The following is a 26,191-nucleotide window of genomic DNA, read 5'->3' as shown; positions in this document are numbered from 1 at the left end:
TCAATCGTTACTCTCCCGGCTTCATATTTCGCTGGGAGGGTGAAGATGAAGTTCGTATCGATACTTTCCGCCTTGGCTGTCGCGGCGGTTTCGTCTCCGGCCGTGGCAGTACCGATCGATGGTTTTTTTATCGCACAACAGGCCTGCCCGGCCTTTCAGTCATTCCGCAACCAGACCAATCCTGGCGACATTCTCGTCGAACCGGGCCGTGCCTATGAACTCATCGAGATCAACCGGCCGGATGGTCCGTCCCACTATCGAATGATCATTCCGGGCGTCGCGCCGCAGGAACGCTGGGTTGCCGTCGGCTGTGGCGTCAGGACCGTCGAGGCGCCCGACCAACCGACCCCGACCCCAGACGATGACGGCAATGTCGACGTCGGCGATGCTGGTCTGCCGGCCGGTTCGGACATCTACATGTTGGCCGCCAGTTGGCAGCCGGGCTTCTGCGAGACGCAGCCCGACAAGGTCGAATGCCTCAACCAGGGTGAGGACCGGTTCGACGCGAGCCATTTCGCGCTGCACGGCCTCTGGCCGCAGCCGCAAGGCCGCGAATATTGCGTCGGCGTCACCCCGGAGATGAAGGCCAACGACAAGCCGGCAACCTGGCGCCTCCTGCCGGCCGTGGTGATCCCGGCCGAACTGATGGATCGGCTGAAGGTCGTCATGCCGGGCACGGCGTCCTTCCTCGAACGCCACGAGTGGCTGGTCCACGGCACCTGCTACAAGGAGCCGATGGAGAGCTATTTCGCCGAAACCCTGGCGCTGATGGAAGATCTCAACGCATCCTCGCTCGTCGGCTTCATGGTCGACAACATCGACAATTCGGTTACCCCGGCGCAGATCCGGGCCGCGGTGGATGCCGCCTTCGGGCCCGGTGCTGGCGACCGTGTCGAGATCAACTGCAAGAAGGAGCAGGCGGGCAACCGCATGGTGCTCACCGAACTGCAGATCTCACTTGCCGGCGTGATCACTCCCGACAGCGACCTCGGGAGCCTCATTCACGACGGTGCATCGCAGGGCGCCGGCAACTGCCCCAGCGTCATCATCGATCGCGCCGGACTCTGACGGAGGTGGGCGGCCTCAGCGCCGCCCATCCTCTTCGTGGACCGCCATATCTTCCGCGTTCCGATCAATTGTTCTTAACCGAACCAGTTCACTTCGCCGCAAGGCGACCGCACTAAGGTTCCGGCATCACGACCGGAGCCTCACGCATGCTAGCCGACCTTGCCCTCGACATTTCCGGGCTCAAGAAGAGCTTTGACCGGCCGGTCGTCATCGACCTGGAGCTCAAGGTGAAGGCCGGCGAGTTCTACGCCCTGCTCGGCCCCAACGGTGCCGGCAAGACCACCATCCTCCGCATGGTCGCCGGGCTACTGAAGCCGGAAGCAGGCTCCATCTCGGTCTATGGCATCGACGCCGCCAAGGACCCGATCGCCGCCAAATCGATCGTCGCCTGGGTCTCCGACGAGCCGATGGTGTACGACCGCCTCACCCCGCTCGAATATCTCGAGTTCGTCGCTGGCCTCTGGCGCATCGATGCCCGCGAGGCCGAGCGTCATTCCAACGCGTTGATCGACTGGCTCGGCCTTCGCCCGCACGCCAATGAGCGCTGCGGCGGCTTCAGCAAGGGCATGCTGCAGAAGGTTGCCCTCGCCGGCGCGCTGGTCCACGACCCGCGCCTCATCATCCTCGACGAGCCGCTCACCGGCCTCGACGCCGGCTCCGCCCGGCAGGTCAAGGACGTGCTGAAGCAGAAGGTGGCGTCCGACGTAACCGTCATCATGACCACCCACATCCTCGAAGTCGCCGAGCGCATGGCCGAGCGGATCGGCGTCATCAATCACGGCCGCCTCGTCGCCGAAGGCACGCTCGCAGAACTGCGCGCCCGCATCGGCCGTGAGACCACGCTCGAAGAAATCTTCCTCGATCTGGTCGCCCAGAAGGAAGCCGACATGGCGGATGTCGCCGCCTGATGAGCACACCGGCCACGCTTTCCTGGTTCGCCGCCCACGAGTTCCGCCTCGCCTGGCGCGACTGGCTCGCCATGACCACCGGAGGCCGCAAAGTCCGCGGCGTCGTGCTGTTCGTCACGCTCGCCATGTTCTACCTCGGCCTGCACTGGCTCGCCTATGCGCTGCTCGCCCCCTGGATCGCCAAGGGCATCGTCGTCGACAAATCGACGCTGGTGCTGGTCACCGGCAGCGGCTTCCTGTTCTGGACCGTGATGCTGAGCCAGGCGCTGGAATCGGTGACCCGCGCCTATTACTCGCGCTCCGATCTCGACCTGATCCTCAGCTCCCCCGCATCCTCGGCCCGCGTCTTCGCCGTCCGCACCGGCGCCACCGCCTTCGGCACCGTGCTGCTGGCGTGCCTGCTCGCCAGCCCGATCATCAACGTGCTGGTCATCTACGGCGGTCCGAAGTGGCTCGCCGCCTATGGCGTACTGGCCGGCTTCGGCGCGATCTCGGCCGCCATCTCGGTGCTGGTCACCGTGGGCCTGTTCCGCAGCATCGGCCCCGCTCGCACCCGGCTGATCGCGCAGATCATCGCCGGCATCGTCGGCGCCGGCTTCGTCATCGGCATCCAGGCCGTCGCCATCCTCAGCTTCGGCAACATGAACCGCTTCTCGGTGCTGCAATCGCCCGAGTTCGTCGCCGGCACGCCGGAGCCGGCCAACCTCGTCTGGCTCCCCGCCAAAGCGGCGATGGGCGATCTCGGCGCCATGCTGCTGGTGTTGCTGCTCGGCCTCGGCGTCCTCGCCCTGGTCATCCGCATGACCTCCGGTGGCTTCGCCCAGCACGCCATCGCCGCCGCTGGTGTCTCCGCCACCCGCGTGCAGCAGACCGCCTCTACGCGACCATTCCGCAAGGCCTCGCAACGGCACGCCCTGCGCGTCAAGGAGTGGCGCCTGCTGCTGCGCGATCCGTGGCTGCTCAGCCAGACGCTGATGCAGATCCTCTATCTGTTCCCGCCGGCACTGTTCCTCTGGGTCTCCTACGGCCAGAGCGCCGGCACCTATGTCGTTGTCATCCCGGTGATCGTCATGGCCGCCGGCCAGCTTGCGGGCGGCCTCTCCTGGCTCGCCATCTCCGGGGAGGACGCGCACGACCTCGTCGTTACCGCGCCGATCCATCCGCGGGCCGTGCTCATCGCCAAGATCGAGGCGGTGCTCTGCTCCATCGCCGTGGTCTTTGCGCCCATCCTGCTGCTGGTCTGCATCGCCTCGCTGGAGCTCGCCTGGATCACCGCGATCTTCGTTGCCATCTCGGCCGGTTCCGCCACTGCGATCCAGCTGTGGTTCCGCGTGCCGATGCGCCGCGCCATGTTCCGCCGGCGCCAGGTCGCCTCGCGCACCGCCACCATCTCCGAGGCATTGAGCTCAATCATGTGGGCCGGCGCCGCCGTCCTCGCGGCGGGCAACCAGCTGCTGGCTATCCTGCCGGCCGGGCTTGCCGTCATCGTGCTGTTTGCCGCCTGGGGCCTCAGCCCCAAGGGTAAGCGGGTGGTCTAGATCGCTTCGCGGTGGTCCGGCGCCAGGTAGGCAATCACCAGCGCCACCACCGCGGCGACAGCACCGATCGGCCCGAGATAGGCGATGCCGAAGCCCTCGAGCACCAGCCCGCCGACAAGTGCCGACAGCGCCCCGCCGACATTCATTGCCGTGAGGTTCAGCGACGCCGAAAGCGGCACCGCCGCCGGTGCCAGAGTGGCGAGCCGGTGCAGCTGCGGCGGGAAGAACCCCCACGAGACGACGCCATAGAGCACCATGTGGACGAAGAACGCCGGCAACACCATCGCCCGTGGCAGCGTTGCCAGCACCGGAAGCGCAGCCAACAGCACGATCATCAGGCCGAGGATCACCAGCGTCGTCTGCTTGCCGCCGATCCGGTCAGCCATGCGCCCGCCGAAGTAGTTGCCGAGCATCGCGCCGATCCCGAACGCGAACATCACCAAGGGCAGCAGCACCCGGTCGAGGCCAAGCAAGTCGGTGGTCACCGGCGCCAGGTAGTTGAAGAAGGTGAAGCTCGCCAGCACCGTTACGCCTGAGGTGAGCAGCGTCAGCGGCACTCCCGGCACCTTCAGCACGCTGAGGCGTTCGCGGATGGTCCGCCGGTCACCGTGAATGTCGTCCGGCAGCTTCAGCCACATCGTCGCCGAGGCGATGGTCGCGAGCATCCCGAGCCCGATGTAGGCAGCTCGCCAGCCCAGGAACTGCGCCACCAGCGCCGAGGCCGGAGCGCCGATTGCCACCGCGATCGAGCCGCCCATCACCACCGTGGATATCGCCGTGCCACGCTTGCCCGGCGCTGCCAGCGCTACGGCCGTAGCCTGCGCTGTGGAAGTGAACAGCCCCGCCCCGAGCGCCAGGAGCGTACGCGCCAGCACCAGCAGCAGGAACCCCGGCAGTACCCCGAGCAGAAGCGCCATCAGGCCGAACAGCAACTCCGCGCCGGCCACCACCGACCGCCGGTCGACATGCCCGAACACTGTCGAGAGCACCGGCGTGCCGATGCCGTAGGCGATGGAATAGCCGAAGATCAGATAGCCGGCTTGCGAGAGGCTGACGCCCGTCTCGGACGCGATGGCCGGCAACACGCTGACGATGAGCGAACTCTCGACGCTGCCGGCGAATGCGCCCAGCGCCAACCACAGCAGTCGCACGTCCATCGTCGAAGCCCCTCGCCCGACGATGGTTAGGAGAGCCCCCGGCACCGGTCAAGGCGCGGGGGCTAAGCCTTTCAGCCGAGCCGGGGCATCGGCTTCAGCCGAGCCGGGGCATCGATACGACGCGTGGACGGCTCGCGACCAGGATGCCCAACGCAAGGGCCGGGAAGATCGCCGCTACCAACCCCAGGTCGCCGATCGGCAGGTGCTCGAGCACCACGCCGCCAACCAGCGCACCCAGCGCGGTCCCGAGATAGAGGAACGATGCATTGAGCGACAGCGCCAGCGGCGCCGAGGTCGGCGACAGGGCAACCACGCGGCTCACCTGTCCCGGAACGAACATCCAGCCAGCGATGCCCCAGGCCACCATGAAGGCGAAGTAGGCCGGCATGACCACCGGCTGCGGCAACAGCGGAATGGCGCCGAGCAGCACCAGGAACACGATGTTCAGCACCGCGGCGATGGTCACCGTCGCCTGCGCCCCGATCCGGTCAGACAACTGCCCGCCCAGCGGGTTACCGAGCGCCGCGCCGAGGCCATAGGCCAGCATCACGAAGGGCAGCAGCCCGGCGTCGAGCCCCATCAGCTTGGTGGTCACCGGCCCGAGGTAGATGAATGCGGCAAACGGGCCGGCCATGTAGAGCAGGATCGTCAGCAGCGCAGGCAGCAGGCCGGGCACGCTGAGGACCCCCAGCCGCTCGCCAAGCCCGCGCCGGTCGCCCTGTATGCCCTTGGGCAACATCATCCAGATCGCTGCCGCAGTCAGCACACCCACACCGGCAATGGCGAAATAGGTGCCGCGCCAGCCGGCAAAGCCTGAGAGGAACGCTCCGATCGGCGCGCCCAGCGCCACCGCCATCGTCGTGCCCGCAACCACCGTCGCCACCGCCCGCGCCCGCCGCTCGGGCGGAGCCAGTGTCACCGCCGCTGCTTGAGCCGTAGCGGCATAAAGGCCGGCCGATGCCGCGATGATCAATCGCGCGATCAACAGCATCGCATAGCCCTGCGAGATCGCCGCCAGCAGCGCGCCTGTCGCGAACACCAGCGCCACCACAGCGAGCAGCGGCCGCCGGTCGAACTTACCGGTGAACGCCGAAAGCACCGGCGCTCCCACCGCGTAGGCAATGGCATAGGCGAAGACCAGATAACCCGCTTGCGTGATCGTCACGCCGCTATCGGCCGCGATGGCCGGCAGGAGCGTAGCGATGACGAAACCCTCGACGCCGACGGCAAAGGTGCCGAGCGCGAGCCAGATAAGCCGCGTGTCCATGTGACTTCCCTTAGTTCAATGATTGTTGAACAAATGAACCTCGGCCGGCCCCACGTCAACCCCTAGTTCAACGATCATTGAACTTTGACAGGAAATGGCATAGTTAAACGGCATGAGCACACAGCCGACTTTGCCGCATCCCGATGCCGATCAGATCACCCTTCCCAACGTGCTCACCGCACTGGGCGATGAGACGCGGCTCGCCATCATCGGCCATTTGTCGCGCTGCGAAGGTATCGGCATGACCTGCGGTCAGTTTACCGATCTCGCCAGCAAGACGTCGATTACCTACCACGTAGGCAAGCTGCGCGAGGCCGGCGTGGTCAATGTCACCCCCGAGGGTACGCGCCGCCGCGTCACCCTGCGCCGCACCGATCTCGACGCGCGCTTCCCCGGCTTCCTCGACTCGATCATCACCAGTACCCGTGATCTGCACATCGATGGATTCGAGGACGAACCGAATGAGCCGGCTGAGCTTTCGCGACGCGACCCCTGACGATCTCGGCTTCATCGTCCGGCTGATTGTCGACGACAATGTCGCGCCCAGTGCTGACCTACCCGACCAGCCACACCACCCACGCTACATCGCCGCGTTCGATGCCATCGCAACCGACCCCAACCAGCAGTTGGTGATCGCCGAGTTCCAGGGACAAGTAGTCGGCACCATGCAGCTGACCTACATCCCTGGCATCAACCGCCTCGGCGAGCTCCGCAGCCTCATCGAGGCCGTGCACATCGCCCCGACACATCGCAACCTGGGGCTGGGTGGCGAGATGATCGGTTGGGCCATCGAACAGGCGCGGGCTCGCGGTTGCGGTCTCGTCCAGCTCACCTCGAACAAGAAGCGGCTCGATGCCCACCGCTTCTACGAGCGGCTGGGTTTTTCCAAGAGCCACGAAGGTTTCAAGCTGGCGCTTTAGCGCTCGGTCGACCGCAGCACCACGGCGACGAGGTCGGGCTGCGCCCCGTCATCAGGCACGTCGTGCGGTCCGAAGCCCTCGGCCGAATTGACGTTCAGCGCCAGGCCGGTGGTGCGGAAGCCCAGTACTTCCTCAAAGCCACCGCTCTCGCCATGCACCATCACCGGCGCCGAAGGGTCGAACGTCTCCAGCATGGCGATGACGTCGCCGACAGTCAGTCCAGTGAGCTGCGGCGCTTTGGGTTTGGCGCGTTTTTCCAACAGGTCGAGCACGGCAGCCATCCATTTCGCAGCATCCAGGGCAAAGGATGCACATCACGCGCGACCCGCCGCACCCCACAAATGCGGGGGGCAGCCATCTATGGACAGCATTGCTTCTACAGATACTGCAGGCGCGCCACGAGGTGGCCGAGTTCCGACTGCTTCCTGATTCCGAGCTTGTCGTAGACGGTTTTGAGTGTCGACCGCGCCGTGTGCTCGGAGATGCTCAGTTCAGCGGCAGCGCCACGCGGCGGGTGGCCAATGCCTACCAAAGCGGCAAGCTTGGCCTCGGCGCCGGTCAGGCCAAACAATTGCAGCATCTGCACCGCATCGCGCCGCTCCGGTTCACGCGTGTCGGCCAATAGCACCAGCGCACAATCCTTGCCGTGCTCACCATGCTCGAGCGGCAACACATAGGCCAGCAGGCGTCCGCCCCCAGCCCTCGTCAGCGCGATCGGCTCCGACACCCGCGGCCCTTTGCGCGCACAGCTCATCTTCAACGCATGGCCCAGTGCCTGCCGCTCCGCTGCCAGACCGCTGAGCAGCGGCTCACCCGGCCGCGAACCATCCGGTCCGAGCAGGGCCCGTCCGCTGGCATTGGCCTCGATCAGCGTTCCATCCTGCCGCACCACTGCGGCGGCGCGGCCGGTATCCTCGATCAACCCCAGGAACACCGATGCCGCGTTGCCCGAGGTCGTGAGCCCCACCACCCGCGGCTCGCTCCAGATCGAGTTCACCCGCGATGCATCCAGCGCGAACACGTACTCAACCGGCCGCAGCGCCCGCATGTAGTCGGGCGCCGCATCGGTGATCTCCAGCGTCACGATCTCGGCATCCGCCAGATCCGCCACGGTCGAGTCGGCATGCTTGATCAAGCGGGCCTGCGTGATGCCTAGGAAGTTGTCGACACCCGACAGCCCCGGTCGAGTTTCACCCGGCCGGATCGTCGCCCGCAGCCAGTCGACACCGCCGACGGAAGCTACACCGTGCAGCAGATCGCCCTCCCGCCAGGTGTGCGCGGTGCCCTCCACCGTCGCGCCCGAATAGAACCGCCGCATCGTCGCGGCGCCCGGCTCATCCATGATGTTGCCCATCACGAACATGCCCTCGCCCACGTCCGAGCCGGCCAGCCCCTCGACCGACACGCCCACCAGCCCGCGCGTGTACGGCGCGATGCCATAGCCGGACGGCGCCTGGTAGATGCCGAGCACGCCGATACTGGCCGGCGATAGCACCAGCCCTTCGGGCAGGAACGGCCGCAGCGCCTCCGGATCGATCCGGAACCCCGCCCAGATCACGTCGACGGCAAGCTTGTGGAAGGGCGGGACGATGTCGGCAGCCGGACGCAAGGCTGCGGATGGCGTATCCATGTCCCTGAGGGACTTGCGTACCTTATCGCCGAGCATCGGCGTTCCCGGGCCGTATCAAGACAACTCGATCCACGTGATCCAATCCGTACTTAACGTCCCGCGCCGGCTTGGCATGTAATCGATCTCATAGATTCTAGTGAGATCGAAGTGCCGGATCAATCCGGTTCATTTCTCCACCGCGCCGAGCCGAACCAGCACCTCTTGCGGGATGCCGTAGTGACGGATGGCGTCCCTTTGGTCGCGCATGCCGCAGGCTTCGCGCTGCACGAAGAACTTCCACACGTCTCGCGCCGCGGCCTTGACCAGAACCATGCGCTCATCCGCAGTGCCGGGAGCGGCGTCGAACGCCCTCAGCGCCGCCATGGCCTTCTCCACCTGCCGCCCATAGTGGCCCAGCGACGATGCCTTCTCGGCCAACACCTCGCTCTCGATTGGACCAAATCCGCTGGTAAGGCGTTGGCGGAGTTCAAGAAGATCGGCTGCGCTGAGGCTCATCCCGCAAAGCTAGGAAACGCGACCGGCGGCTGCAACCCCCGCCCTTCCCCAAACCCGTTCGGCCACGCTAGAAGCAACGGATGACCAGCCATCTCTCGCGCTCCACCGCCACCTTCATCGGCTTCGCCGCCGTCATGCTCTGGTCGCTGCTGGCCTTTTTCACCGCCGCCAGCGGCGCCATGCCGGCCTTCCAGCTCACTGCGGTCACCTTCGCTATCGGCGGGCTGTCGCTGCTGGTGCTGCGCCCCGGCGCCATCAAAGCGATGCGCCAGCCGCTGCCGGTCTGGCTGCTCGGGGTGGTCGGCCTCTTCGGCTACCACTTCTGCTATTTCTTCGCGCTCAGGAACGCGCCGCCGGTCGAGGCCGGGCTGATCAACTACCTCTGGCCGCTGCTGATCGTGGTGTTCTCCGCCCTCCTCCCCGGTGAACGGCTGAAGTGGCAGCACGTCGCCGGCTGCGCCCTGGCGCTCAGCGGCGCGGTCCTCGTCGTCACCCGCGGCCAGGGCTTTGGCTTCGATCCGCAATATGCCGTCGGCTATGCCGCTGCGCTCTGCGCCGCCCTCATCTGGTCGGCCTATTCGGTGCTGTCGCGCCGCTTCGCCGCCGTCAGCAGCGATGCCATCGCCGGCTTCTGCCTCGTCACTGCCGTCCTCGCCGCCGTCTGCCACCTGCTCCTCGAGCAGACCATCTGGCCCACCGACCTCTGGCAATGGGCTGCGCTGATCGGGCTCGGCCTCGGCCCGGTCGGGCTCGCCTTCTATGTCTGGGACATCGGGGTGAAGCGCGGCGACATCCAGGTGCTCGGCGCCGCCTCCTACTCCGCGCCCCTGCTCTCCACCCTGATCCTGATCCTCACTGGCTACGCGACCTACAGCCACATGATCCTGATCGCCTGCTTGCTGATCACCGCTGGCGCCGTCCTCGCCGCCAAGGACCTGCTGTTCCGCCGCCGCATCGCGGTTGCCGAATAGAAAAGGCCGGGATCGCTCCCGGCCTTCATGCTTCACACCAGCGCAGACTTCAGAACAGGAACGCCGCCGTCGCCGGGTCCGACCCGACGCGGCCGCTGCCCTTGTTCAGGCCATTGATCTTCGCCATGTCGTCGGCATCGAGCTCGAAGCCGAACACGTCGAAATTCTCGACGATGCGCTCCTTGTGCGTCGACTTCGGGATGACGATCAGCCCCTCCTGCAGGTGCCAGCGGATGATCGTCTGCGCGATCGACTTGCCGTGCTTCTTGGCGATCGTGCCCACCGTCGCATCGTCGAGCATGCGGCCCGAGCCCAGCGGGCTCCAGCTCTCGATGATGATGTTGTTGGCCTTGTGAAAGTCGCGCTTGTCGCGCTGCTGGAACCGCGGATGCAGCTCAATCTGGTTGACCACAGGGGTCTCGCCGGTTTCGGCGATGATGCGCTCGAGGTGATCCTGGTTGAAGTTCGACACGCCGATCGAGCGGATCCGCCCCTGCGTCTTCAGCTCCACCAGCGTCTTCCACGCCTCGACATACTTGTCCTGGCTGGGCACCGGCCAGTGGATCAGGAACAGGTCGAGCTGGTCGATCCCCAGCGCCTTCATGGTGGCATCGAAGCTCTTCAGCGCCAGGTCGCGCGCATGCCCGCCATTGCGGAGCTTCGAGGTGATGAACAGCTGATCGCGAGGCACGCTGGAGCGCTTGATCGCCTCGCCCACGCCCTCTTCGTTGTTGTAGCCCTCGGCCGTGTCGATGGACCGGTAGCCGGCATCGATAGCGTCCGTGACGACGCGCGCGGTGATCGCCGGATCGACCTGCCACACACCCAGCCCCAGTTGCGGGATGGAATTGCCGTCGCGAAGTTTGATGGATGGAACCGATGCCATTTACTGCCTCCGAGTATTATCGATGAGACAAGCCGGCCGCAGGACGTGACGCTTAGGGCGGACGGCGATGTCTGGTGTGCGGCGGTACAATGCCGCCGGTGGGGAAAGGTTCAGGCGCCGCGGATCCAAGCCCGAGCAGACGCCTTCATCGTTCATAGACGATATCGCCTCCAGCGTCATCTGCCGGTGCTTCCGGAAAGCTAAGAACGGGTCGTTTCGCCCGTTCGATCAAATGCGCTGTATCGCAGTTGACTCCCCGCCCGCCTTCAACGGTTAATTGCTCACGAGGGCAACCGTGATGGACGACGGAATTCGGAGCTTGCACACGTCTGACCAACCCGGCTCGGAGGGGTTAGGCCAGCGCCTGAACAGCTGGAAGGAGATCGCCGCCTTCTTCGGCAAGGACGAGCGCACGGTGAAGCGCTGGGAAACCATCCGCGGCCTGCCGGTGCGCCGAGTGCCTGGCGGCACCAGAACCTCGGTCTTTGCCTATGTGAACGAACTCGAGGCCTGGCTGAGCGCCCCGCGTCCGATGGCCATCGTGGCAGGTCCCATCGAGGCGACGTCGGCGCCAACCCGCCGGCGGTTGTTCCTGCCCATCGCCGCAGTGATGGCGATCCTCGGCCTCATCATTATCGGCTTGGTCGCCACCACCCCATCCCGGCCTGATGCAGCGCCGCCCATCCCGGCCGAGGCTCGCGCCCTCTATGACGAGGGCGTCATCGCCTGGACCAGCCGCACCGCTTCCGGCTTTGCCATCGCCATTGAGAAGTTCGATGCAGCGTTGGCGATCGCACCCGGCTATGCCCGCGCCGAGGTCGGCCTCGCCAACGTTTACAACCTCATCAGTCAGTACACCTCGGCGCCCGCGCCGGAGGCCTACGCCAAGGCCAAGGCCGCCGCCGAGCGTGCCATCGCGCTCGATCCCGCTTTGGCCGAGGCCTATGCCGCCCTCGGCTTCAACGCCTTTTACGGTGAGCACCAATTCGCCCGTTCTGCCGAACTGTTCGAAAAGTCGCTTGCGCTCATGCCGGACAACGCCCAGGCGCTGCACTGGTACGCGCTGACCTCGATGCACATGGGCAAGTTCGAGCGCCCGCGCGAACTGATCGACCGCGCCCTTGCCCTGCAGCCGGACTCGCGCTCCGTCCGCGCCAATGCCGCGCTGATCCACTACTACGCCGGCGACACCCAGGCGGCGATCGCCATGCTCGAGCAACTGCGCCAGGCCAATCCCGACTATCTCGCAGTGCCCGCCTATCTCGCGACCATCTATCTCGACCAGCATCGCTACGCGGAGTTCCTCGACAACTACGAGATCGCTGCCCAGGTCGAAGGCAGTGCCGCCCGGCAGTTGATCGCCAAAACCGCGCGCCAGGCCCTGCCGTCCGGCCGCGAAGCCATGCTCACCGCGATGCTCGCCGAGCAGAAGCGCCAGTTCCAGGCCGAGCGCGAGCAGGCCTACAAGGTCGCCGCCACAGCCGCGCTGCTCGGCGACAAGGACGAGGCACTCAGCTACCTCGAGACCTCTGTCGAGCGCGGCGAAACTATTGGCCTGCTGGTCGAGCCGGAATTCCGCAGCCTGCGCAACGAGCCACGTTTTGCCGCCCTGCTCGCCCGCCTTGGCCTGCCGCTCCCCTAGATCTTCACCAACGCCCCGGTGACATGCATCACGGCGCCGCCGGCGATCAGGCCGCCAATCACCGCCGGGGTGAACCAGGTCCCCGCCTTGCCCGCATTGCTGCGCACCAGGTATGCGCCGACCTCGATGATCACCTGCAGGATCGCGCCCGCTCCCACACCAAGCGCCAGTGCCGTCCATTGCGGCGCCGTGGCCAGGCTGCCGATCCAGAGGCCGACCACCGCAGGCCCGCCCGCCAGCACCGCCAGCGCCGCGAACGACCACAGCGGCACCTTCTCCTTCAGGATCGGCGCTGCGATGCCGATGCCTTCTGTGACGTTGTGCAATGTGAACCCGGCGATCAGGAACAGGCCCAGCCCGGCCGCGCCGGACGCGAATGCCGCCCCGATTGCAAGGCCTTCGCCAAAGTTGTGCAGCCCGATGCCGAGCGCGATGAAGAACGCCAGTTGCACCCCGCTCGGTGCCCCGCGCCAGCGCCCTGCGGCCATCAGCACCAGGAAGCTCGCTGCTCCGGCCAGCACCACCAGCGCCGGCCCCTGGAACATCGCCGCGGCCTCGCCGGCCACCTCGAGCGCCTCACTGCTCATGTCGACCAGCAGGAACCCCAGCAACCCAACCGTCAGCGCCAGGAGGAAATTCATGCCCTCGCGGCCGATGCCGCGCAGGGCGGGATAGAACATCAGCCCCACACTTACCGGCAGCAGCCCGACGATGAGACCGATGATCGCCTGTGCGCCCAGTGCCGTAGCAGTTGGCTGCGGCGTCGGCACCGCCACCGCGATCTCATGATCGAACGTCGCCCCGGTATCGGTGACGAACCGCACTGCGTGCGCCTCTCCCAGCACCCACGGATAGGCGAGCGATACCCAGGCGGTGGTGCCGCGCGGCAGCGGTCCGGGCGGGTCCTGCGCGAATACCCAATAGGCGTCGTCCACCTGCACCTGCGCGATCCGCATGTCAGTCGAGCCGCCGGCCCGCACCTGCAGCTTGACCCCGCTGCTGTCCAGCACCGTCCGCTCCACGGTCAGCCCCTCGACCGGCGGCGCGCCGTTGTCGAAGCTCCTCAGCGGGTCGGCAACGAACACCCAGGCCAGCGCTGCCGTCAGCGCCAGCATTGGCAGCAACACCCACAGCAGCCGCGTCCAGCCGGACGGCTTCGGCACAACATCGACGGTCTGGGCAGCATCGCTCATCTCAGGCCTCCACCACGTCGAACATGCCCATCCAGCCGAGCTCCGTGAACTCGGTCTGGTGCGCGTGGAACATGTATTGGCCGGGCTCGTGCCTGGCATAGCTGAACTCCAGAATGCCGCGCTGCGCCTGGCACTGCGTGATCAGGTCCACGGTCCTGAGCGTCGGCGAAAGGTTCGTGCCCGTATCGTAGTAGTCGAAGAAGTTCGCGTGCAGGTGGAACGAATTGATCGGGTCGAACTCGGTCACGTTGACCAGATAGATCCGCACCGGCCGGCTCTTCTCGATCCGGATCGGCACCTTGGCGTAGGCATGGGCGATCGAGTTGACGGCGTAGAACTCGTTCTCGCTATCGAAATTGGTGTCGAAGGCGTTCATCACCATCACCAGTTCCTGCCAGCGTGCGTTCTCCGGCGTCCCCAGCAGACGCGACTTCGCCACCTCGGCCGCCTCCGGATGCACCGCCGGATCGGGGTCGATGACGAACGCGCCGTACATGCCCTTGTGCATGTGCCGCCGCAGCGGCAAGGCGTGACAGTGATAGAGGTGGCAGCCAAATGGAAAGGCGTCGAACTCGTAGACGAACGTCTCGCCGGGATTGATCAGCCCAGCCCCGGGCACCCCGTCCATCCTCGCCGAATGGATGCCGTGGAAATGCATCGAGTGCGGGTGCGAGCCGAAATTCTTGAAGGTGATCTGCAGCCGATCCCCCTCCTTGGCCCGGATCGCCGGCCCCGGCACACGGCCGTTATAGGTCCAGGCCGGGAACTTCACGCCCGGCGCAATCTCGATCTCCCTGTCGATCGCCTCGATCACGAAGCTGCGCAGCGTCCGCCCGTCGGGGAGACTCGAAACCGTGCCCGTGTCCCACTCGGTCAGCAGTTGCGTCGCGGTAAAGCCATTGGCGGCTTCATCGACGTCGCCCACCGTCATCATGTCGCCATGCGCCGAGTGCGCCCCGCCATAGGCGGCGTCGCTAGGCTCGGGCGCCACATCGGGGGTCGCCATGCCGGCGTGCCCCGTATGGCTCTCCTGCCCGAGCGCTCCCTTCAGCGCGACAGCCGTACCGCCGGCCGCCGCAAGGCTTGCCCACAACAAATCTCTGCGCCGCAGGGATGATTCCGACGCCAAGCCAGCCTCCAATTGCGAATGGTTCGCATTTGCGATGCTAACAGAACGCCAGAGCGCTGCAAGTGCATATCATTTGCAGGACTGCGAGCCGTAATCGGTGGGGTCTCAGCCCGCCCCTCAGCTATCGGTCCGAAGAGCTAGCTCGTGAGCGCCAAGCGTCAGATCACTCGTCCGGCGGGATCACCGTCACGTCGGTAATGCCGATCGTCTCCAACTGCGGCAGGATGGACTGCGGATCGCCCGCGATGACCACCACCGCACGCTCCAGCGACGCCATCGACTGCGCTGCCGCCTGCACCGCCGGCAGCTTCAGCGCCACGATCTCATCGAGCTTGCCGTTCAGTTCCTCCGCCGTCAGCCCCATGCCGGCGGCACTCATCACGAGCCCGAACAGCCCGCCCGACGTCTCAACCGAACCGGCTGTGCCTGCCGCCGTCGCCATCACCGTCCGCGCCAACTCCGCATCGGCCACCGGCACCGACGCCAGGCTGCCGAATCCCGCGATGATATCAGCCAGCGCCGGCCCCACCTTGTCCGCCTGCACCGCCGACGAGACCGTCAGCATGCCGGCCGTCGGGATGTTCGACCACACCGACGCATCGACGCCGTACGAATAGCCATGCGTCTCGCGCAGCACCTGGTTCAGCCGGCTGGTGAAATCCCCACCCAGCAACCGCGCCACCGCAATGGTCTCCACCAGTCCCGGATCGTTGAACGCTGGCGCCGGCCGCGCCAGGTAGATGATCGCCTGGCTGTCGCCGACGCTCGGCGCGATATAGACCTTGAGCCCCTCAGCGAACGCCGCCGACGGATGCGGCACTGGCTTCAGCCCGGCACTGTCATTGCTCCACGCGCCGAACGCCCGCTCGAGCTCTGGCTTCACCGCATCGAGCCCGATCGCGCCGACGCTGTAGATCGTCATCGTCTTGGGCGTGAAGAGCCTGAGGTGCATCGCCCGGGCTTCGTCGACCGTAAGCGCATCCACCGTCGCCGGCGTGGTCTCCAGCGCCGCCCGCCCTTCCGGGGTCGGGAACGCCAGTTCCTCCATCGCGTAATAGGCAAGGCTGCCCGGATCCATCTTGCGATAGGCCAGCCCTTGCTGCACCTCGGCGCGCAGCGCCCCCCACTCGCTCGGCTCGAACCGCGGCCGCAACACCGCATCTGCCAACAGGTCGACGCCCGCCCCGAACTCCTCCGGCGGCACCGCCAGCACCACCGCGGTCTGCTGCATGTCTGCCTGGCCCGACAGGTCAGCGCCGATATCCTTGGCTGCCTTGCTGAACGCCTCGAAGCCGCGCTCGCCCGCCCCACGCGACATCATCATCGCAGTCAGTTCGACCAGCCCTTCCTTGCCCGGCTCGTCGCTGCCGCTGCCGCCAGTCACCGATGCCGCGACCAGCACGCGTGGCGAGTCGTCCGTCTTGTAGTGCACCAGGCGGATGCCGTTCGACAGCGTCGCCGTCTCGATCGGCGGCAGCTCGGCTCGCCCAGGCTTACCCGCCGCCAGCATCGGCACATTGACCACGGGCCGCGGCGCCGCGGCGATCGGCTCAGCGGTGCCCGAACTCGCCTTCAGCACTGCCGGATAATCGCTGCGTGCACCTGGCGTGATGGTCAAGACGCTCAGCGCCTCCGGCACCACCAGCGCCCGAAACGCTGCTTCCACCTCCGCCGCCGTCAGCGTCAGCAGCTTAGGATCATCACCCAGCCCGGGCGAATCCGCGCCATAAAGGTCGAAGCGCGTGGCCAGCGCCCGCGCCCGATCCAGCATCGACTCTGCGCTGAGCTGCCGGCCAAGCCGCAGCGACCGCCGCGCCCGCTCGATATCCGCCGCATCGAGTGTCGAGGCTGCAAACCCCGCCACCGACTTGCGCAGCGCCGCCTCCAGCACATCCGGCGCGACGCCCGGCGCCGCCGTTGCCGAAATCAGCAGCCGCCCGCCGAGGCGCCCGGGATCCCAGCCGGCACTCGCATTGATCGCGATCCCAGTGTTCACCAGTTCGCGCCGCAGCACGCCGTACTCGTAATTGCCCAACAGGTCCGTCGCTACGGTCAGCGCCACGCTCTGCGGTGCATCCACCCCCGGCCCCGCTACAGCCAGCACCACGATCGGCGATGGCAGCCTGTCGGTGAAATCCAGCCGCAACGCCACTGGCTTCGGCGCGCTCGCCGTCGGTACCGCCACGTCGGCGCCTCGCGGCACCAGCCCGAACGTCTCGGCGATCATCGCCTTCACCGCCTCGACGTCGAAATCTCCAGCCAGTGACAGCACCGCATTGTTGGGCACGTAATACGCATCGAAGAATGCCTTCACGTCCTCGAGCTTGGCCGCATCGACGTCGGCGATCGAGCCAATCACAGATTCCGCGTAGGGGTGCGGCTTGGGGAACAGCGCCGCCCGCAGCGCTTCCATTCCCGGCTGGCCGGCGCTGTCGAGCACGGTCTGCCGCATCTCGTTCTTCACCACGTCGCGCTGCAGGTCGAGCTCGTGCTGATCGACTGCGCGCCCGAGATTGGCCATCCGGTCGGCTTCCACCGACAGCAGCACCGGCAATGTCGAGGCCAGCGCATCATCGACATAGATCGTCCGGTCTTCCTCGGTGAAGGCGTTGTTCTGCACCCCGAGTGCCGAGTAGGTGTCGTCGATCCGTGGGTATTCCTCGGTGCCGCTGAACATCAGGTGCTCGAACAGATGCGCGAAGCCCGAGCGGCCCGCCGGCTCATTCATGCCGCCGACCCCGTAGACCAGCGCCAGCCCCACCTTGGGCACCTTGTGGTCCGGTGCCAGCAGCACTTCCAGCCCGTTGTCGAGCCGGTACTGCACCACCGGCGGCTGATCCTCGGCAGTTGAAGCTGCAGTCCCGGCCAGCACGAAACCGACAACAACGAGTAGCGAACCAATAAGGCGCATGCAGTAGATCCTGATGAAAAGCGCGCCATTCATGGCATCGCCGGCGGCCCCAGTCCACGCATACGTCTCGCATCGACGGGATGCGGCGCCCCCGAACGTGCACTATATTACCCCGACCATGGCCAACGACACCGACACCAAGCCGCGCACCAAGACCGTGCCCAAAGTGGCGCGTCCGCCGCTCTACAAGGTGATCCTGCTCAACGACGACTTCACCCCGCGCGACTTCGTCGTGCGCGTGCTGAAGGCCGAGTTCCGCATCACTGAGGACCAGGCCCACCGCATCATGATCACCGCCCACACCAAGGGCTCCTGCGTCGTCGCGGTGTTCACCCAGGAGATCGCCGAGACCAAGGCGAACCGCGCCACCGAAATGGCGCGCAACGAGGGCTACCCACTGCTTTTCACCACCGAACCCGAAGAATAGCGCCGGTTGACCGACAGCCGCCCACCGACGGCAAGGCGGGCTGAACCAACAAGGCCGGCGGCAGTCGCCACCGGCCTGGCTTTCGATCTGGCGAGCTGCGGTCAGTTGGCCTTCAGCACTTCCTCGAGCTGGTCAGTGACCATGCCCCAGCCTTCGTGGAAGCCCATCTGCTCGTGCGCCGCCTTGTCCTCGGCGTTCCAGTGCTGGCAGCGCGCGATGTAGCGCGTCTTGCCGCCGACATCCTCGAACGTCAGCGTCACCGTCATGAACGGCTTCTCGCTCGCCTGCCGGTCGCCGGTATAGGCATCCGTGAACACCAGCTTCCGGTTCGGCACCACTTCCAGGTACTGGCCGGCATTGGGGTACTCGGTGCCATTCTCATCGACCATAGTGACGACGTTCCCGCCTCCGGGCCGCAGGTCGAGGCTCGCCTCCGATGTCGTCCACGGCCGCGGCGCGAACCACCGCTTCATCAGTTTCGGGTCAGTCCAGCCGCGGTACACCTGTTCCACCGGCGCATCGATGATCCGTGCCAGTACGAGCTGGTTGTCGTTCTCGGGGGCGATATCGAGCTTCGTTGTCATGTCGGTTTCCTCTGTTTTGAACTGCCTGTTCGACTTCACGACGAAGCACGCGCGCTGGAATCGACAGCCCCAACGGAAAAATCTCGGAAAAAACGAAGGGCCCGGAGAATGCTCCGGGCCCCTTGCATTAGCTGGTCAGGCGCTCAGTTCGCCCAGGTGGTGTACCCGAGCTTCATCGTCGTCCCGACAAAGCCGTTGACGCGGAACTGCGAGATGCGGCCCTGGTTGGTCTTGGCGCACACATAGGTGCCCGGCGGGACATCGGCGAGCGGGATGCTGTCGGACGAGAAGCTTTCTTCCGAGCACCCTTCATAGCCACGGTTCGAGCCGTCGCCGAGTGCGAGGCCGGCACCGGCCTGCGGCGTGATGTACTTCTCCACCGCGGTCACCGCCTGGTACCAGATGTCGGTCCCGCCACCGCCCACGTTGCCGTTGTCGAGGTTGGCCGTGTAGGTCTGCTGCAGATCGATCGGACCGGTCGAGAACGTATCCGGCACTTCCGGCGGCTCGGGCGGTTCTGGCATCGGCGGCGCACCGACATAGACCGTCAGCGACGACGCCTTGTTGTTGATCTGCGGCACCAGCGGCCCGGTGTCGGTGGTCACGATCTTGCAGACGCCACCAAGGTTGGTGTCCTCGCAGAGCTTGGCCTTGGCACCGCCGAACAGCTGCACCGACGAGATCTTGTTGTTGAACGTGGCGTTCAGCGCATTGCGCGTCCCCAACCCGACGCAAAGGTCGTCGCCGTTGAAATTGCTGCCGACATAGAAGCAGGCGCTCGGCTCTTCTTCCGGCTCAGGCGCCGGTCCGGGCCCGGGCGCCGGCCCGTCGCCGCAGTTGATCGACATGGTCGGGCCGCTCGGCGTCATGCTGAAACCGAAGCTGCAGTCCGGATTGGAACCGGAGCCTTCTTCGATTGCCTCCTCGTCGTCGTCGCCGGCCGTGGTCAGGTAGTTGGCGCTCACCCAACCATCCGGGCCGGAGTGCTCGACGAAACAGAAATTCGATGGCGCGCACTCGGTGACGTTCACCACCTCGCCGGCCGTCAGTTGGTCGACGATACCGAATGTCTTTCCGGGTCCGGTGCGCACATTCACTGCCGATTTGGCTGCGGCTTCCACCGCAAACGCGCCGGCGGTACTTATCAGCATGCCGGCCGCGACCAGCGCGGCGGTCATGACGAGCCGATTGATGCTCATTTCCCTCATCCCTCTCCTCTGCAGGGAATGCATTTCCCCGCATACGATACGCAGACAACCACTTCCGCTGTGAACCGGCCGTGAATACTGGCGTTTCGCGCCGTTCATCCCCCCTTCATCCAGTTCTCGCGAAACTCTTATAGCCCTTCCCGCAACCAAGGCCCTCGCGCTACCGTTGCTCCACCCAACCCGCCCGATTCCGGAGATGCCCATGTTGCGCTTGCCGTCGAGCCTCAAGGTCCTGGCTCTAGCAACCGTCCTCGCCCTTCCCGTGGCGATGCCCGCCGTCGCCGGCCCGGCCGAGAGCGCGCTGCTTGCCAAATATGACGGCAACTGGCGCGGCACCGGCAAGGTCGTCGGCCCCGATCCCGGCACCGTTGTCTGTCGGCTGACCTTCAAGGCGTCGACCGCCGGCAAGCTCACCTATTCCGGCCGCTGCTCGTTCGGCGGCTCCGGCGCTGCCAGCTTCCGCGGCACCATGGTCTACAACGACGCCAAGAAGCGCTACGAGGCCTCGTCGTCAGCCCAGGGCGCCTCGACCACGACCGTCGGCAAGAAGGTCGGCAGCACCATCGTCTTCGCCTCCGCCGGCATCAAGACCAGCTACGGCACTGCTTCCTCGGTGATGACGCTGAGCGGCAGCAGCATCAAGCTGGCCTTCACGCTGGTCGACAAGAAGGGCCAAACGACCGCCTCGGCCATCAGCTTCAAGAAGGGCTGATCCGTCAGGACTGTCGATCTGCGCAAAGCGCCGGCATCGCGGCAAGCATCCGCTAACCGCAACGGACGATCCTTCTCGTGGCCCGCGCAAAACGGCCGCTGCGCGGTCTTCTGGCGACGCTAGCCCGACAGCGTCTTCTCGCAACGGCGTAAGCAGCCGCGCGTTGTTCCTCCTCCTGAACCCAGGAGGAGCCAATGAGTGACGTGAAGGTTGGGTATTTCGTCGGCAGTCTGGCCAAGGCCTCTATCAATCGCAAACTGGCCAAGGCGCTGGTCCGCCTTGCGCCGGCCGAGATGAAGATGACCGAGATCGGCTTCGCCGACCTGCCGCTCTACAGTTACGACTACGACGCCGATTTTCCGCCGGTCGCCCGTGCCTTCAAGTCAGCCCTGGCCGCGTCGGAGGCGGTGCTGTTCGTCACCCCCGAGTACAATCGCTCGATTCCTGGCGGGTTGAAGAACGCCATCGACTGGGCGAGCCGCCCATGGGGACAGAACTCCTTCGCGCGAAAACCCACGGCCATCATCGGCACGTCACCGGGCGCCATCGGCACCGCCGTAGCGCAGCAGAACCTCCGCAGCGTCATGGCCTTCTGCAACTCGCCGCTGATGAACTCGATCGAGGCCTATATCCAGTTCAAGCCGGGCCTCATCACCGACGACGGCGACGTCACCAACGAAGGCACCGCCGAGTTCCTGCGCAACTACATGGTGGAGTTCTACGGCTTTATCGAGCGCGTCTATACCGCGATCCCGCGCCCTGCTTTGCAGTAGCGTCTGACCGGTTCTTAGGCCTCGACCCGGGCGTAGCGCAGCTTCGCCCGCTCCTTGGCCCTTGCCGCCAGCACCTCTCGGTCCCGCTTCGGCGCGTCGGTTTCGAGTTCCTTCAGCAGGCGCTTGATTACCCTCTCGATGTCGTCGACGGCATCGTTGAAGGCGGCCTCATTGGCCTTCGATGGGTGCGTGTAGCCCGAGATCTTGCGCACGAACTGCAGCGACGCATCATGCATTTCGTTGCGTGTCGCCGGCGGCTCGAAGTTGAACAGGGGGCGGATGTTGCGGCACATGGCATGATCTCCGGATGCTCTGACAGATCGAAAACTCGCACCTCAGGCGAGCCCGGACAAGGCTTTGCCTCGCCTGGTCACTTAAGTATCTGGTTCAGCACTGACAAGTTTCGCCCTCCGTTGCGACCTCACGTCCCCGGAACTTCTGCAGCCTCGATGTCGATCCACCGCTCGACCTGCTCGAGCTGGACGCCCACCGCCTCGACGACCTCGGCATCACGCTTGCAGCCGTACGTGACGCGATCGACGCCCGCTGATGAGGTAACATCCACCCGAGAATCACGCCCGATCGGACCCGCTCTGGAAACCACCCTCTATCCACCCGTGAAGAGCTTCCTTGAAGCTGCAGGCTACTCCGTCAAGGGCGAGGTCGGTGGCTGCGATCTCGTTGGCCTCCTCGAGGGCGAGCCGCCGCTGGTCGTGATCTGCGAGCTCAAGCAGAGCTTCAATCTCGAGCTGGTGCTGCAGGCCGTCGACCGGCAGGCACAGAGCGACGAGGTCTGGATCGCCGCGCGCACCTCGGCGACCGGGAAGGGCCGCGAGCGCGACCGCCGCTTCCGCGATCTGTGCCGCCGGCTCGGCCTCGGCATGCTCGGCGTCAGCGCCAGCGACCACGTCGAGATCATCGTCAGCCCCATCGCACCGATGCCGAAGAAAAACACCCGCAAGCGCATCCGGCTGGTCGAGGAGCATCGGCGCCGGAAGGGCGATCCAACCGCCGGCGGCAGCACCCGCCAACCCATCATGACGGCGTACCGCCAGCAGGCTCTCGCCTGCGCGGCCGCGCTCCAGCAGGGCCCGCTCCGCCCCCGCGACCTCAAGGCCACAACGCCGATCGCCGCCAAGATCCTGCTCCACAATGTCTACGGCTGGTTCGACCGCATCGATCGCGGCCTCTACGGACTGACCGATGCCGGACAGCAAGCGCTGCAGCGCTGGCCGCTCGACGCATAGGGCCCGCACTCCGCGACAACTTGCACCGGCTTCATTCGCGCCGGGGGTTCCCTTCCCCACCTGCTTCGGTTACAGGACCCGCTTAGCCCACAGAGTCTGCCGCCCAAGCCCGCGCCACCGCGCGTCTTTCCGCGCGCCCGAACATACGAGCCCCAGATGCCAAAACGCACCGACATCAAATCGATCCTCATCATCGGTGCGGGGCCGATCATCATCGGGCAGGCCTGCGAGTTCGATTACTCCGGCACCCAGGCGTGCAAGGCGCTGAAGGACGAGGGGTACCGGATCATCCTGGTGAACTCGAACCCGGCGACGATCATGACCGATCCGGATCTCGCCGACGCCACCTATGTCGAGCCGATCACCCCGGAAGTCGTCGCCAAGATCATCGAGAAGGAGCGTCCGGACGCCCTGCTCCCCACCATGGGCGGCCAGACGGCGCTGAACTGCGCGCTCAGCCTCAAGAAGATGGGCATCCTCGACAAGTTCAACGTCGAGATGATCGGCGCCGACGCCGAGGCCATCGACAAGGCCGAGGACCGCGAACTGTTCCGCGACGCCATGAAGAAGATCGGGCTCGAAACCCCGCGCTCCATGCTCGCCCATAACACCATCGAGGCGCTGCAGGCGCTCGAGGTTATTGGTCTGCCCTGCATCATCCGCCCCAGCTTTACCCTCGGCGGCACCGGCGGCGGCATCGCCTATAACAAGGAAGAATACCTCGCCATCGTCGAGACCGGCGTCGACGCCTCGCCGACCGACGAAGTGCTGATCGAAGAATCCGTGCTCGGCTGGAAAGAGTACGAGATGGAAGTCGTCCGTGACCGGAACGACAACTGCATCATCATCTGCTCGATCGAGAACGTCGATCCGATGGGCGTCCATACCGGCGATTCCATCACCGTCGCGCCGGCCCTGACGCTGACCGACAAGGAATACCAGATCATGCGTGACGCCTCGATCGCGGTGCTCCGCGAGATCGGCGTCGAGACCGGTGGCTCGAACGTGCAGTTCGCCATCAACCCGGCCGATGGCCGTATGATCGTCATCGAGATGAACCCGCGCGTCTCGCGCTCCTCGGCGCTCGCGTCGAAGGCCACCGGCTTCCCGATCGCCAAGGTCGCCGCCCGCCTCGCCGTCGGCTACACCCTCGACGAACTCGAGAACGACATCACCGGCGGCGCCACCCCGGCATCGTTCGAGCCGACGATCGACTACGTCGTCACCAAGATCCCGCGTTTCGCTTTCGAGAAGTTCCCCGGCGCCGACAAGCGCCTCACGACCTCGATGAAGTCGGTCGGCGAAGCCATGGCGATCGGCCGCACCTTCCAGGAATCGCTGCAGAAGGCCTTGCGCTCGCTCGAAACCGGCCTCACCGGGCTCAACGAGATCGGCATTCCCGGCTTCGCCTCCGGCGCCCCCGAGGACGACAACGAGAACGCGGTCTTTGCGGCCATCTCCACTCCGACGCCGGAGCGCCTCCTGCACGTCGCCGAGGCCATGCGACTGAGCTACAGCCTCGAAGACATCCACGATGCATCCAAGATCGACCCGTGGTTCCTCGAGCAGATCCACGGCCTGATCGAGACCGAAAAGAAGGTCCGTGAACTCGGCCTGCCCGACACCGCCGGCGCGCTCCGCGGCCTCAAGGCCATGGGCTTCTCCGATCGCCGCCTCGCTGATCTCGCCGGCAAGCAGGCCAAGGACGTGCGCGCGCTCCGCAAGTCGCTCGGCGTCCGCCCGGTCTACAAGCGCATCGATACCTCAGCGGCCGAATTCGCGTCGCCCACCGCCTATATGTATTCGACCTACGAGGCGCCGTTCAACGGCGCTCCTGAGGACGAGGCGCGCCCCTCCGATAGGAAGAAGGTCGTCATCCTCGGTGGCGGCCCCAACCGCATCGGCCAGGGCATCGAGTTCGACTATTGCTGCTGCCACGCGGCCTTCGCGTTGGCTGACGCTGGCTACGAAACCATCATGGTCAACTGCAACCCGGAAACCGTCTCGACCGACTACGACACGTCCGATCGCCTCTATTTCGAGCCGCTGACCGAGGAAGACGTCATCGAGATCCTCGAGACCGAAAAGCAGAACGGCACGCTGCACGGCGTCATCGTGCAGTTCGGCGGCCAGACCCCGCTGAACCTCGCTGATGCGGTCGAAAAGGCCGGCGTGCCGATCCTCGGTACCCAGCCGTCCTCGATCGACCTCGCCGAGGATCGCGACCTGTTCTCGAAACTGATCAGCCGCCTCGAGCTGACCCAGCCCAAGAACGGCATCGCTTACTCGCTCGAGCAGGCCCGCCTCGTCGCCGAGCGCCTCGGTTACCCGCTAGTGATCCGCCCGTCCTACGTGCTGGGCGGCCGCGCCATGGCGATCGTCCACTCGCCCAGCGAATTCGAGCGCTACGTGCAGGATACCCTCACCGGCCTCGTGCCGCCCGATATCCTGATCCGCTACCCCAACGACAAGACCGGCCAGATCAACTCGGTCCTATCCGACAACCCGCTGCTGTTCGACGGCTACCTCAGCCGCGCCATCGAGATCGACGTCGATTGCCTCTCGGACGGCCAGGACGTGTTCGTCTGCGGCATCATGGAGCACATCGAGGAAGCCGGCATTCACTCCGGCGACAGCGCCTGCTCGCTCCCGCCGCAGCACCTTTCGGACGAAATCATCGCCGAATTGAAGCGCCAAACCACCGAGCTCGCGCTCAGCCTCAAGGTTGGTGGCTTGATGAACGTCCAATACGCGCTGAAGGACGGCGTCATCCACATCCTCGAGGTGAACCCGCGCGCCTCGCGTACCGTGCCCTTCGTCGCCAAGGTCATCGGCCAGCCGATCGCCAAGATCGCCTCGCGCATCATGGCCGGCGAGAGCCTCGCGAGCTTCAACCTCGTTGAGAGGAAGCTCGACCATGTCGCGGTCAAGGAAGCCGTTTTCCCGTTCAACCGCTTCCCCGGCGTCGACACCGTGCTCGGCCCCGAGATGAAGTCGACCGGCGAAGTCATCGGCCTCGACTACAACTACCCGATGGCCTTCGCCAAGTCGCAGCTCGGCGCCGGCTCTAAGGTACCGCGCGAGGGCACGGTGTTCGTCTCCGTCCGCGACGACGACAAGCCGCTGATCCTCGACTTCTGCCGTCACCTCGAGCACGCCGGCTTCAAGCTCGTCGCCACCTCCGGCACCCACAAGTACCTGGTGGAGAACGGGATCCCCGCCACCAAGGTCAACAAGGTGCTCGAAGGCCGCCCGCACGTCGTCGACTCGATGAAGAACGGCGGCGTGCAACTGGTGATCAACACCACGGATGGCGCCAAGTCGATCTCCGACAGCCGCGACATCCGCCGCACCGCGCTGATGGGCAAGATCCCCTACTACACGACGATCCCCGGCGCTGTCGCCGCGGTGGAGGGCATCATCGCCTACCGTGAGGGCAACCTGACCGTACGGCCTCTGCAGGATTACTTCGCGGCCTGATCCGGCTCACTCTCCGGGGTGAACCGCGCAGTGAACAGGCGAATA

At 65.8% G+C, this 26,191-nt stretch carries 25 protein-coding genes; 12 read left to right on the top strand and 13 right to left on the bottom strand.

The features are described from left to right. Positions 1 to 45 precede the first annotated feature (45 nt). The 3 genes from AC1DWU_RS05275 (at position 46) to AC1DWU_RS05265 (ending at position 3,514) form a co-directional block, all read left to right on the top strand. Positions 46 to 1,068, top strand: a complete 1,023-nt coding sequence (locus AC1DWU_RS05275) for a ribonuclease T2 family protein (RefSeq protein ID WP_477148914.1) — start codon at positions 46 to 48, stop codon at positions 1,066 to 1,068. Between the two features lie 146 nt (positions 1,069 to 1,214). Continuing rightward, complete coding sequence (locus AC1DWU_RS05270; protein WP_477148913.1) at positions 1,215 to 1,976, top strand: ABC transporter ATP-binding protein; 762 nt, start codon at positions 1,215 to 1,217, stop codon at positions 1,974 to 1,976. Then, the gene (locus AC1DWU_RS05265; protein WP_477148912.1) at positions 1,976 to 3,514 is read left to right on the top strand and encodes a permease; all 1,539 of its coding nucleotides are present in this window, start codon (positions 1,976 to 1,978) and stop codon (positions 3,512 to 3,514) included. The genes AC1DWU_RS05270 and AC1DWU_RS05265 overlap by 1 nt, the downstream gene beginning before the upstream one ends. Here AC1DWU_RS05265 and AC1DWU_RS05260 read toward each other — a convergent pair. Together AC1DWU_RS05260 and AC1DWU_RS05255 are read right to left on the bottom strand one after the other, a co-directional pair. After that, complete coding sequence (locus AC1DWU_RS05260; RefSeq protein WP_477148911.1) at positions 3,511 to 4,671, bottom strand: MFS transporter; 1,161 nt, start codon at positions 4,669 to 4,671, stop codon at positions 3,511 to 3,513. The two genes, AC1DWU_RS05265 and AC1DWU_RS05260, sit on opposite strands and share 4 nt — an antisense overlap. Before the next feature lie 94 nt (positions 4,672 to 4,765). Continuing rightward, on the bottom strand, positions 4,766 to 5,938 hold the full coding sequence (locus tag AC1DWU_RS05255; RefSeq protein ID WP_477148910.1) for an MFS transporter: 1,173 nt from the start codon (positions 5,936 to 5,938) through the stop codon (positions 4,766 to 4,768). Between the two features lie 112 nt (positions 5,939 to 6,050). Between AC1DWU_RS05255 and AC1DWU_RS05250 the strand changes: the two genes are divergently transcribed. Further along, entirely contained in the window at positions 6,051 to 6,434 is a 384-nt protein-coding gene (locus AC1DWU_RS05250; protein ID WP_477148909.1) for an ArsR/SmtB family transcription factor, read from the top strand. Further along, the gene (locus AC1DWU_RS05245; protein WP_477148908.1) at positions 6,400 to 6,858 is read left to right on the top strand and encodes a GNAT family N-acetyltransferase; all 459 of its coding nucleotides are present in this window, start codon (positions 6,400 to 6,402) and stop codon (positions 6,856 to 6,858) included. The genes AC1DWU_RS05250 and AC1DWU_RS05245 overlap by 35 nt, the downstream gene beginning before the upstream one ends. On the opposite strand, the gene AC1DWU_RS05240 is transcribed toward AC1DWU_RS05245, so the two are convergent. The 3 genes from AC1DWU_RS05240 to AC1DWU_RS05230 all read right to left on the bottom strand — a co-directional run bounded on the left by AC1DWU_RS05240 (position 6,855) and on the right by AC1DWU_RS05230 (position 8,983). After that, positions 6,855 to 7,130, bottom strand: a complete 276-nt coding sequence (locus tag AC1DWU_RS05240; protein ID WP_477148907.1) for a hypothetical protein — start codon at positions 7,128 to 7,130, stop codon at positions 6,855 to 6,857. The two genes, AC1DWU_RS05245 and AC1DWU_RS05240, sit on opposite strands and share 4 nt — an antisense overlap. 104 nt (positions 7,131 to 7,234) lie before the next feature. Continuing rightward, on the bottom strand, positions 7,235 to 8,524 hold the full coding sequence (locus AC1DWU_RS05235; RefSeq protein WP_477148906.1) for an acetoacetate decarboxylase family protein: 1,290 nt from the start codon (positions 8,522 to 8,524) through the stop codon (positions 7,235 to 7,237). 129 nt (positions 8,525 to 8,653) lie between these two features. After that, positions 8,654 to 8,983, bottom strand: a complete 330-nt coding sequence (locus AC1DWU_RS05230; RefSeq protein WP_477148905.1) for a DUF6665 family protein — start codon at positions 8,981 to 8,983, stop codon at positions 8,654 to 8,656. 80 nt (positions 8,984 to 9,063) lie between these two features. On the opposite strand from AC1DWU_RS05230, the gene yddG reads away from it, so the two are divergent. Next, positions 9,064 to 9,954: an aromatic amino acid exporter YddG gene (gene yddG / locus AC1DWU_RS05225; RefSeq protein ID WP_477148904.1), complete on the top strand. Its 891-nt coding sequence runs from the start codon at positions 9,064 to 9,066 to the stop codon at positions 9,952 to 9,954. A gap of 49 nt (positions 9,955 to 10,003) precedes the next feature. Here the strand turns inward: yddG and AC1DWU_RS05220 are convergent, their stop codons facing one another. Then, positions 10,004 to 10,840: an aldo/keto reductase gene (locus tag AC1DWU_RS05220; RefSeq protein ID WP_477148903.1), complete on the bottom strand. Its 837-nt coding sequence runs from the start codon at positions 10,838 to 10,840 to the stop codon at positions 10,004 to 10,006. Positions 10,841 to 11,159: 319 nt separating this feature from the next. Here AC1DWU_RS05220 and AC1DWU_RS05215 point away from each other — a divergent pair, with 319 nt between their 5' ends. Then, positions 11,160 to 12,482, top strand: a complete 1,323-nt coding sequence (locus AC1DWU_RS05215; protein ID WP_477148902.1) for a tetratricopeptide repeat protein — start codon at positions 11,160 to 11,162, stop codon at positions 12,480 to 12,482. On the opposite strand, the gene AC1DWU_RS05210 is transcribed toward AC1DWU_RS05215, so the two are convergent. The 3 genes from AC1DWU_RS05210 to AC1DWU_RS05200 form a co-directional block, all read right to left on the bottom strand. After that, complete coding sequence (locus AC1DWU_RS05210; RefSeq protein WP_477148901.1) at positions 12,479 to 13,675, bottom strand: ZIP family metal transporter; 1,197 nt, start codon at positions 13,673 to 13,675, stop codon at positions 12,479 to 12,481. The two genes, AC1DWU_RS05215 and AC1DWU_RS05210, sit on opposite strands and share 4 nt — an antisense overlap. Position 13,676: 1 nt before the next feature. Continuing rightward, on the bottom strand, positions 13,677 to 14,768 hold the full coding sequence (locus AC1DWU_RS05205) for a multicopper oxidase domain-containing protein (protein ID WP_477148900.1): 1,092 nt from the start codon (positions 14,766 to 14,768) through the stop codon (positions 13,677 to 13,679). A 199-nt stretch (positions 14,769 to 14,967) separates the two neighbouring features. Next, a complete protein-coding gene (locus AC1DWU_RS05200; protein ID WP_477148899.1) occupies positions 14,968 to 17,715 on the bottom strand; it encodes a M16 family metallopeptidase in 2,748 nt (915 codons plus the stop codon). A gap of 118 nt (positions 17,716 to 17,833) precedes the next feature. On the opposite strand from AC1DWU_RS05200, the gene clpS reads away from it, so the two are divergent. Further along, positions 17,834 to 18,142: an ATP-dependent Clp protease adapter ClpS gene (gene clpS, locus AC1DWU_RS05195; RefSeq protein WP_477149066.1), complete on the top strand. Its 309-nt coding sequence runs from the start codon at positions 17,834 to 17,836 to the stop codon at positions 18,140 to 18,142. Between the two features lie 101 nt (positions 18,143 to 18,243). Here clpS and AC1DWU_RS05190 read toward each other — a convergent pair whose 3' ends face one another. Both AC1DWU_RS05190 and AC1DWU_RS05185 read right to left on the bottom strand, forming a co-directional pair. Beyond that, positions 18,244 to 18,726, bottom strand: coding sequence for an SRPBCC family protein (locus AC1DWU_RS05190; protein WP_477148898.1), 483 nt, complete (start codon positions 18,724 to 18,726; stop codon positions 18,244 to 18,246). Between the two features lie 143 nt (positions 18,727 to 18,869). Further along, positions 18,870 to 19,925, bottom strand: a complete 1,056-nt coding sequence (locus AC1DWU_RS05185) for an SH3 domain-containing protein (protein ID WP_477148897.1) — start codon at positions 19,923 to 19,925, stop codon at positions 18,870 to 18,872. Positions 19,926 to 20,136: 211 nt separating this feature from the next. Between AC1DWU_RS05185 and AC1DWU_RS05180 the strand changes: the two genes are divergently transcribed. Both AC1DWU_RS05180 and AC1DWU_RS05175 read left to right on the top strand, forming a co-directional pair. Then, the gene (locus AC1DWU_RS05180; RefSeq protein WP_477148896.1) at positions 20,137 to 20,646 is read left to right on the top strand and encodes a hypothetical protein; all 510 of its coding nucleotides are present in this window, start codon (positions 20,137 to 20,139) and stop codon (positions 20,644 to 20,646) included. A gap of 194 nt (positions 20,647 to 20,840) precedes the next feature. Next, on the top strand, positions 20,841 to 21,419 hold the full coding sequence (locus AC1DWU_RS05175; protein WP_477148895.1) for an NADPH-dependent FMN reductase: 579 nt from the start codon (positions 20,841 to 20,843) through the stop codon (positions 21,417 to 21,419). A gap of 14 nt (positions 21,420 to 21,433) precedes the next feature. Here the strand turns inward: AC1DWU_RS05175 and AC1DWU_RS05170 are convergent, their stop codons facing one another. Next, the gene (locus AC1DWU_RS05170) at positions 21,434 to 21,712 is read right to left on the bottom strand and encodes a DUF2277 domain-containing protein (RefSeq protein WP_477148894.1); all 279 of its coding nucleotides are present in this window, start codon (positions 21,710 to 21,712) and stop codon (positions 21,434 to 21,436) included. A gap of 128 nt (positions 21,713 to 21,840) precedes the next feature. Beyond that, on the bottom strand, positions 21,841 to 21,984 hold the full coding sequence (locus AC1DWU_RS05165) for a hypothetical protein (RefSeq protein ID WP_477149071.1): 144 nt from the start codon (positions 21,982 to 21,984) through the stop codon (positions 21,841 to 21,843). Between the two features lie 28 nt (positions 21,985 to 22,012). On the opposite strand from AC1DWU_RS05165, the gene AC1DWU_RS05160 reads away from it, so the two are divergent. Continuing rightward, positions 22,013 to 22,666, top strand: coding sequence for a DUF2161 domain-containing phosphodiesterase (locus tag AC1DWU_RS05160; protein WP_477149065.1), 654 nt, complete (start codon positions 22,013 to 22,015; stop codon positions 22,664 to 22,666). Positions 22,667 to 22,822: 156 nt separating this feature from the next. After that, positions 22,823 to 26,146, top strand: a complete 3,324-nt coding sequence (carB, locus tag AC1DWU_RS05155) for a carbamoyl-phosphate synthase large subunit (protein WP_477148893.1) — start codon at positions 22,823 to 22,825, stop codon at positions 26,144 to 26,146. Positions 26,147 to 26,191: the final 45 nt, after the last annotated feature.

Source organism: Devosia sp. P2_G7 (assembly GCF_056403495.1).
The sequence above is the reverse complement of the archived record's forward strand: the minus strand, read 5'-3'. Positions and strand labels throughout refer to the sequence as shown.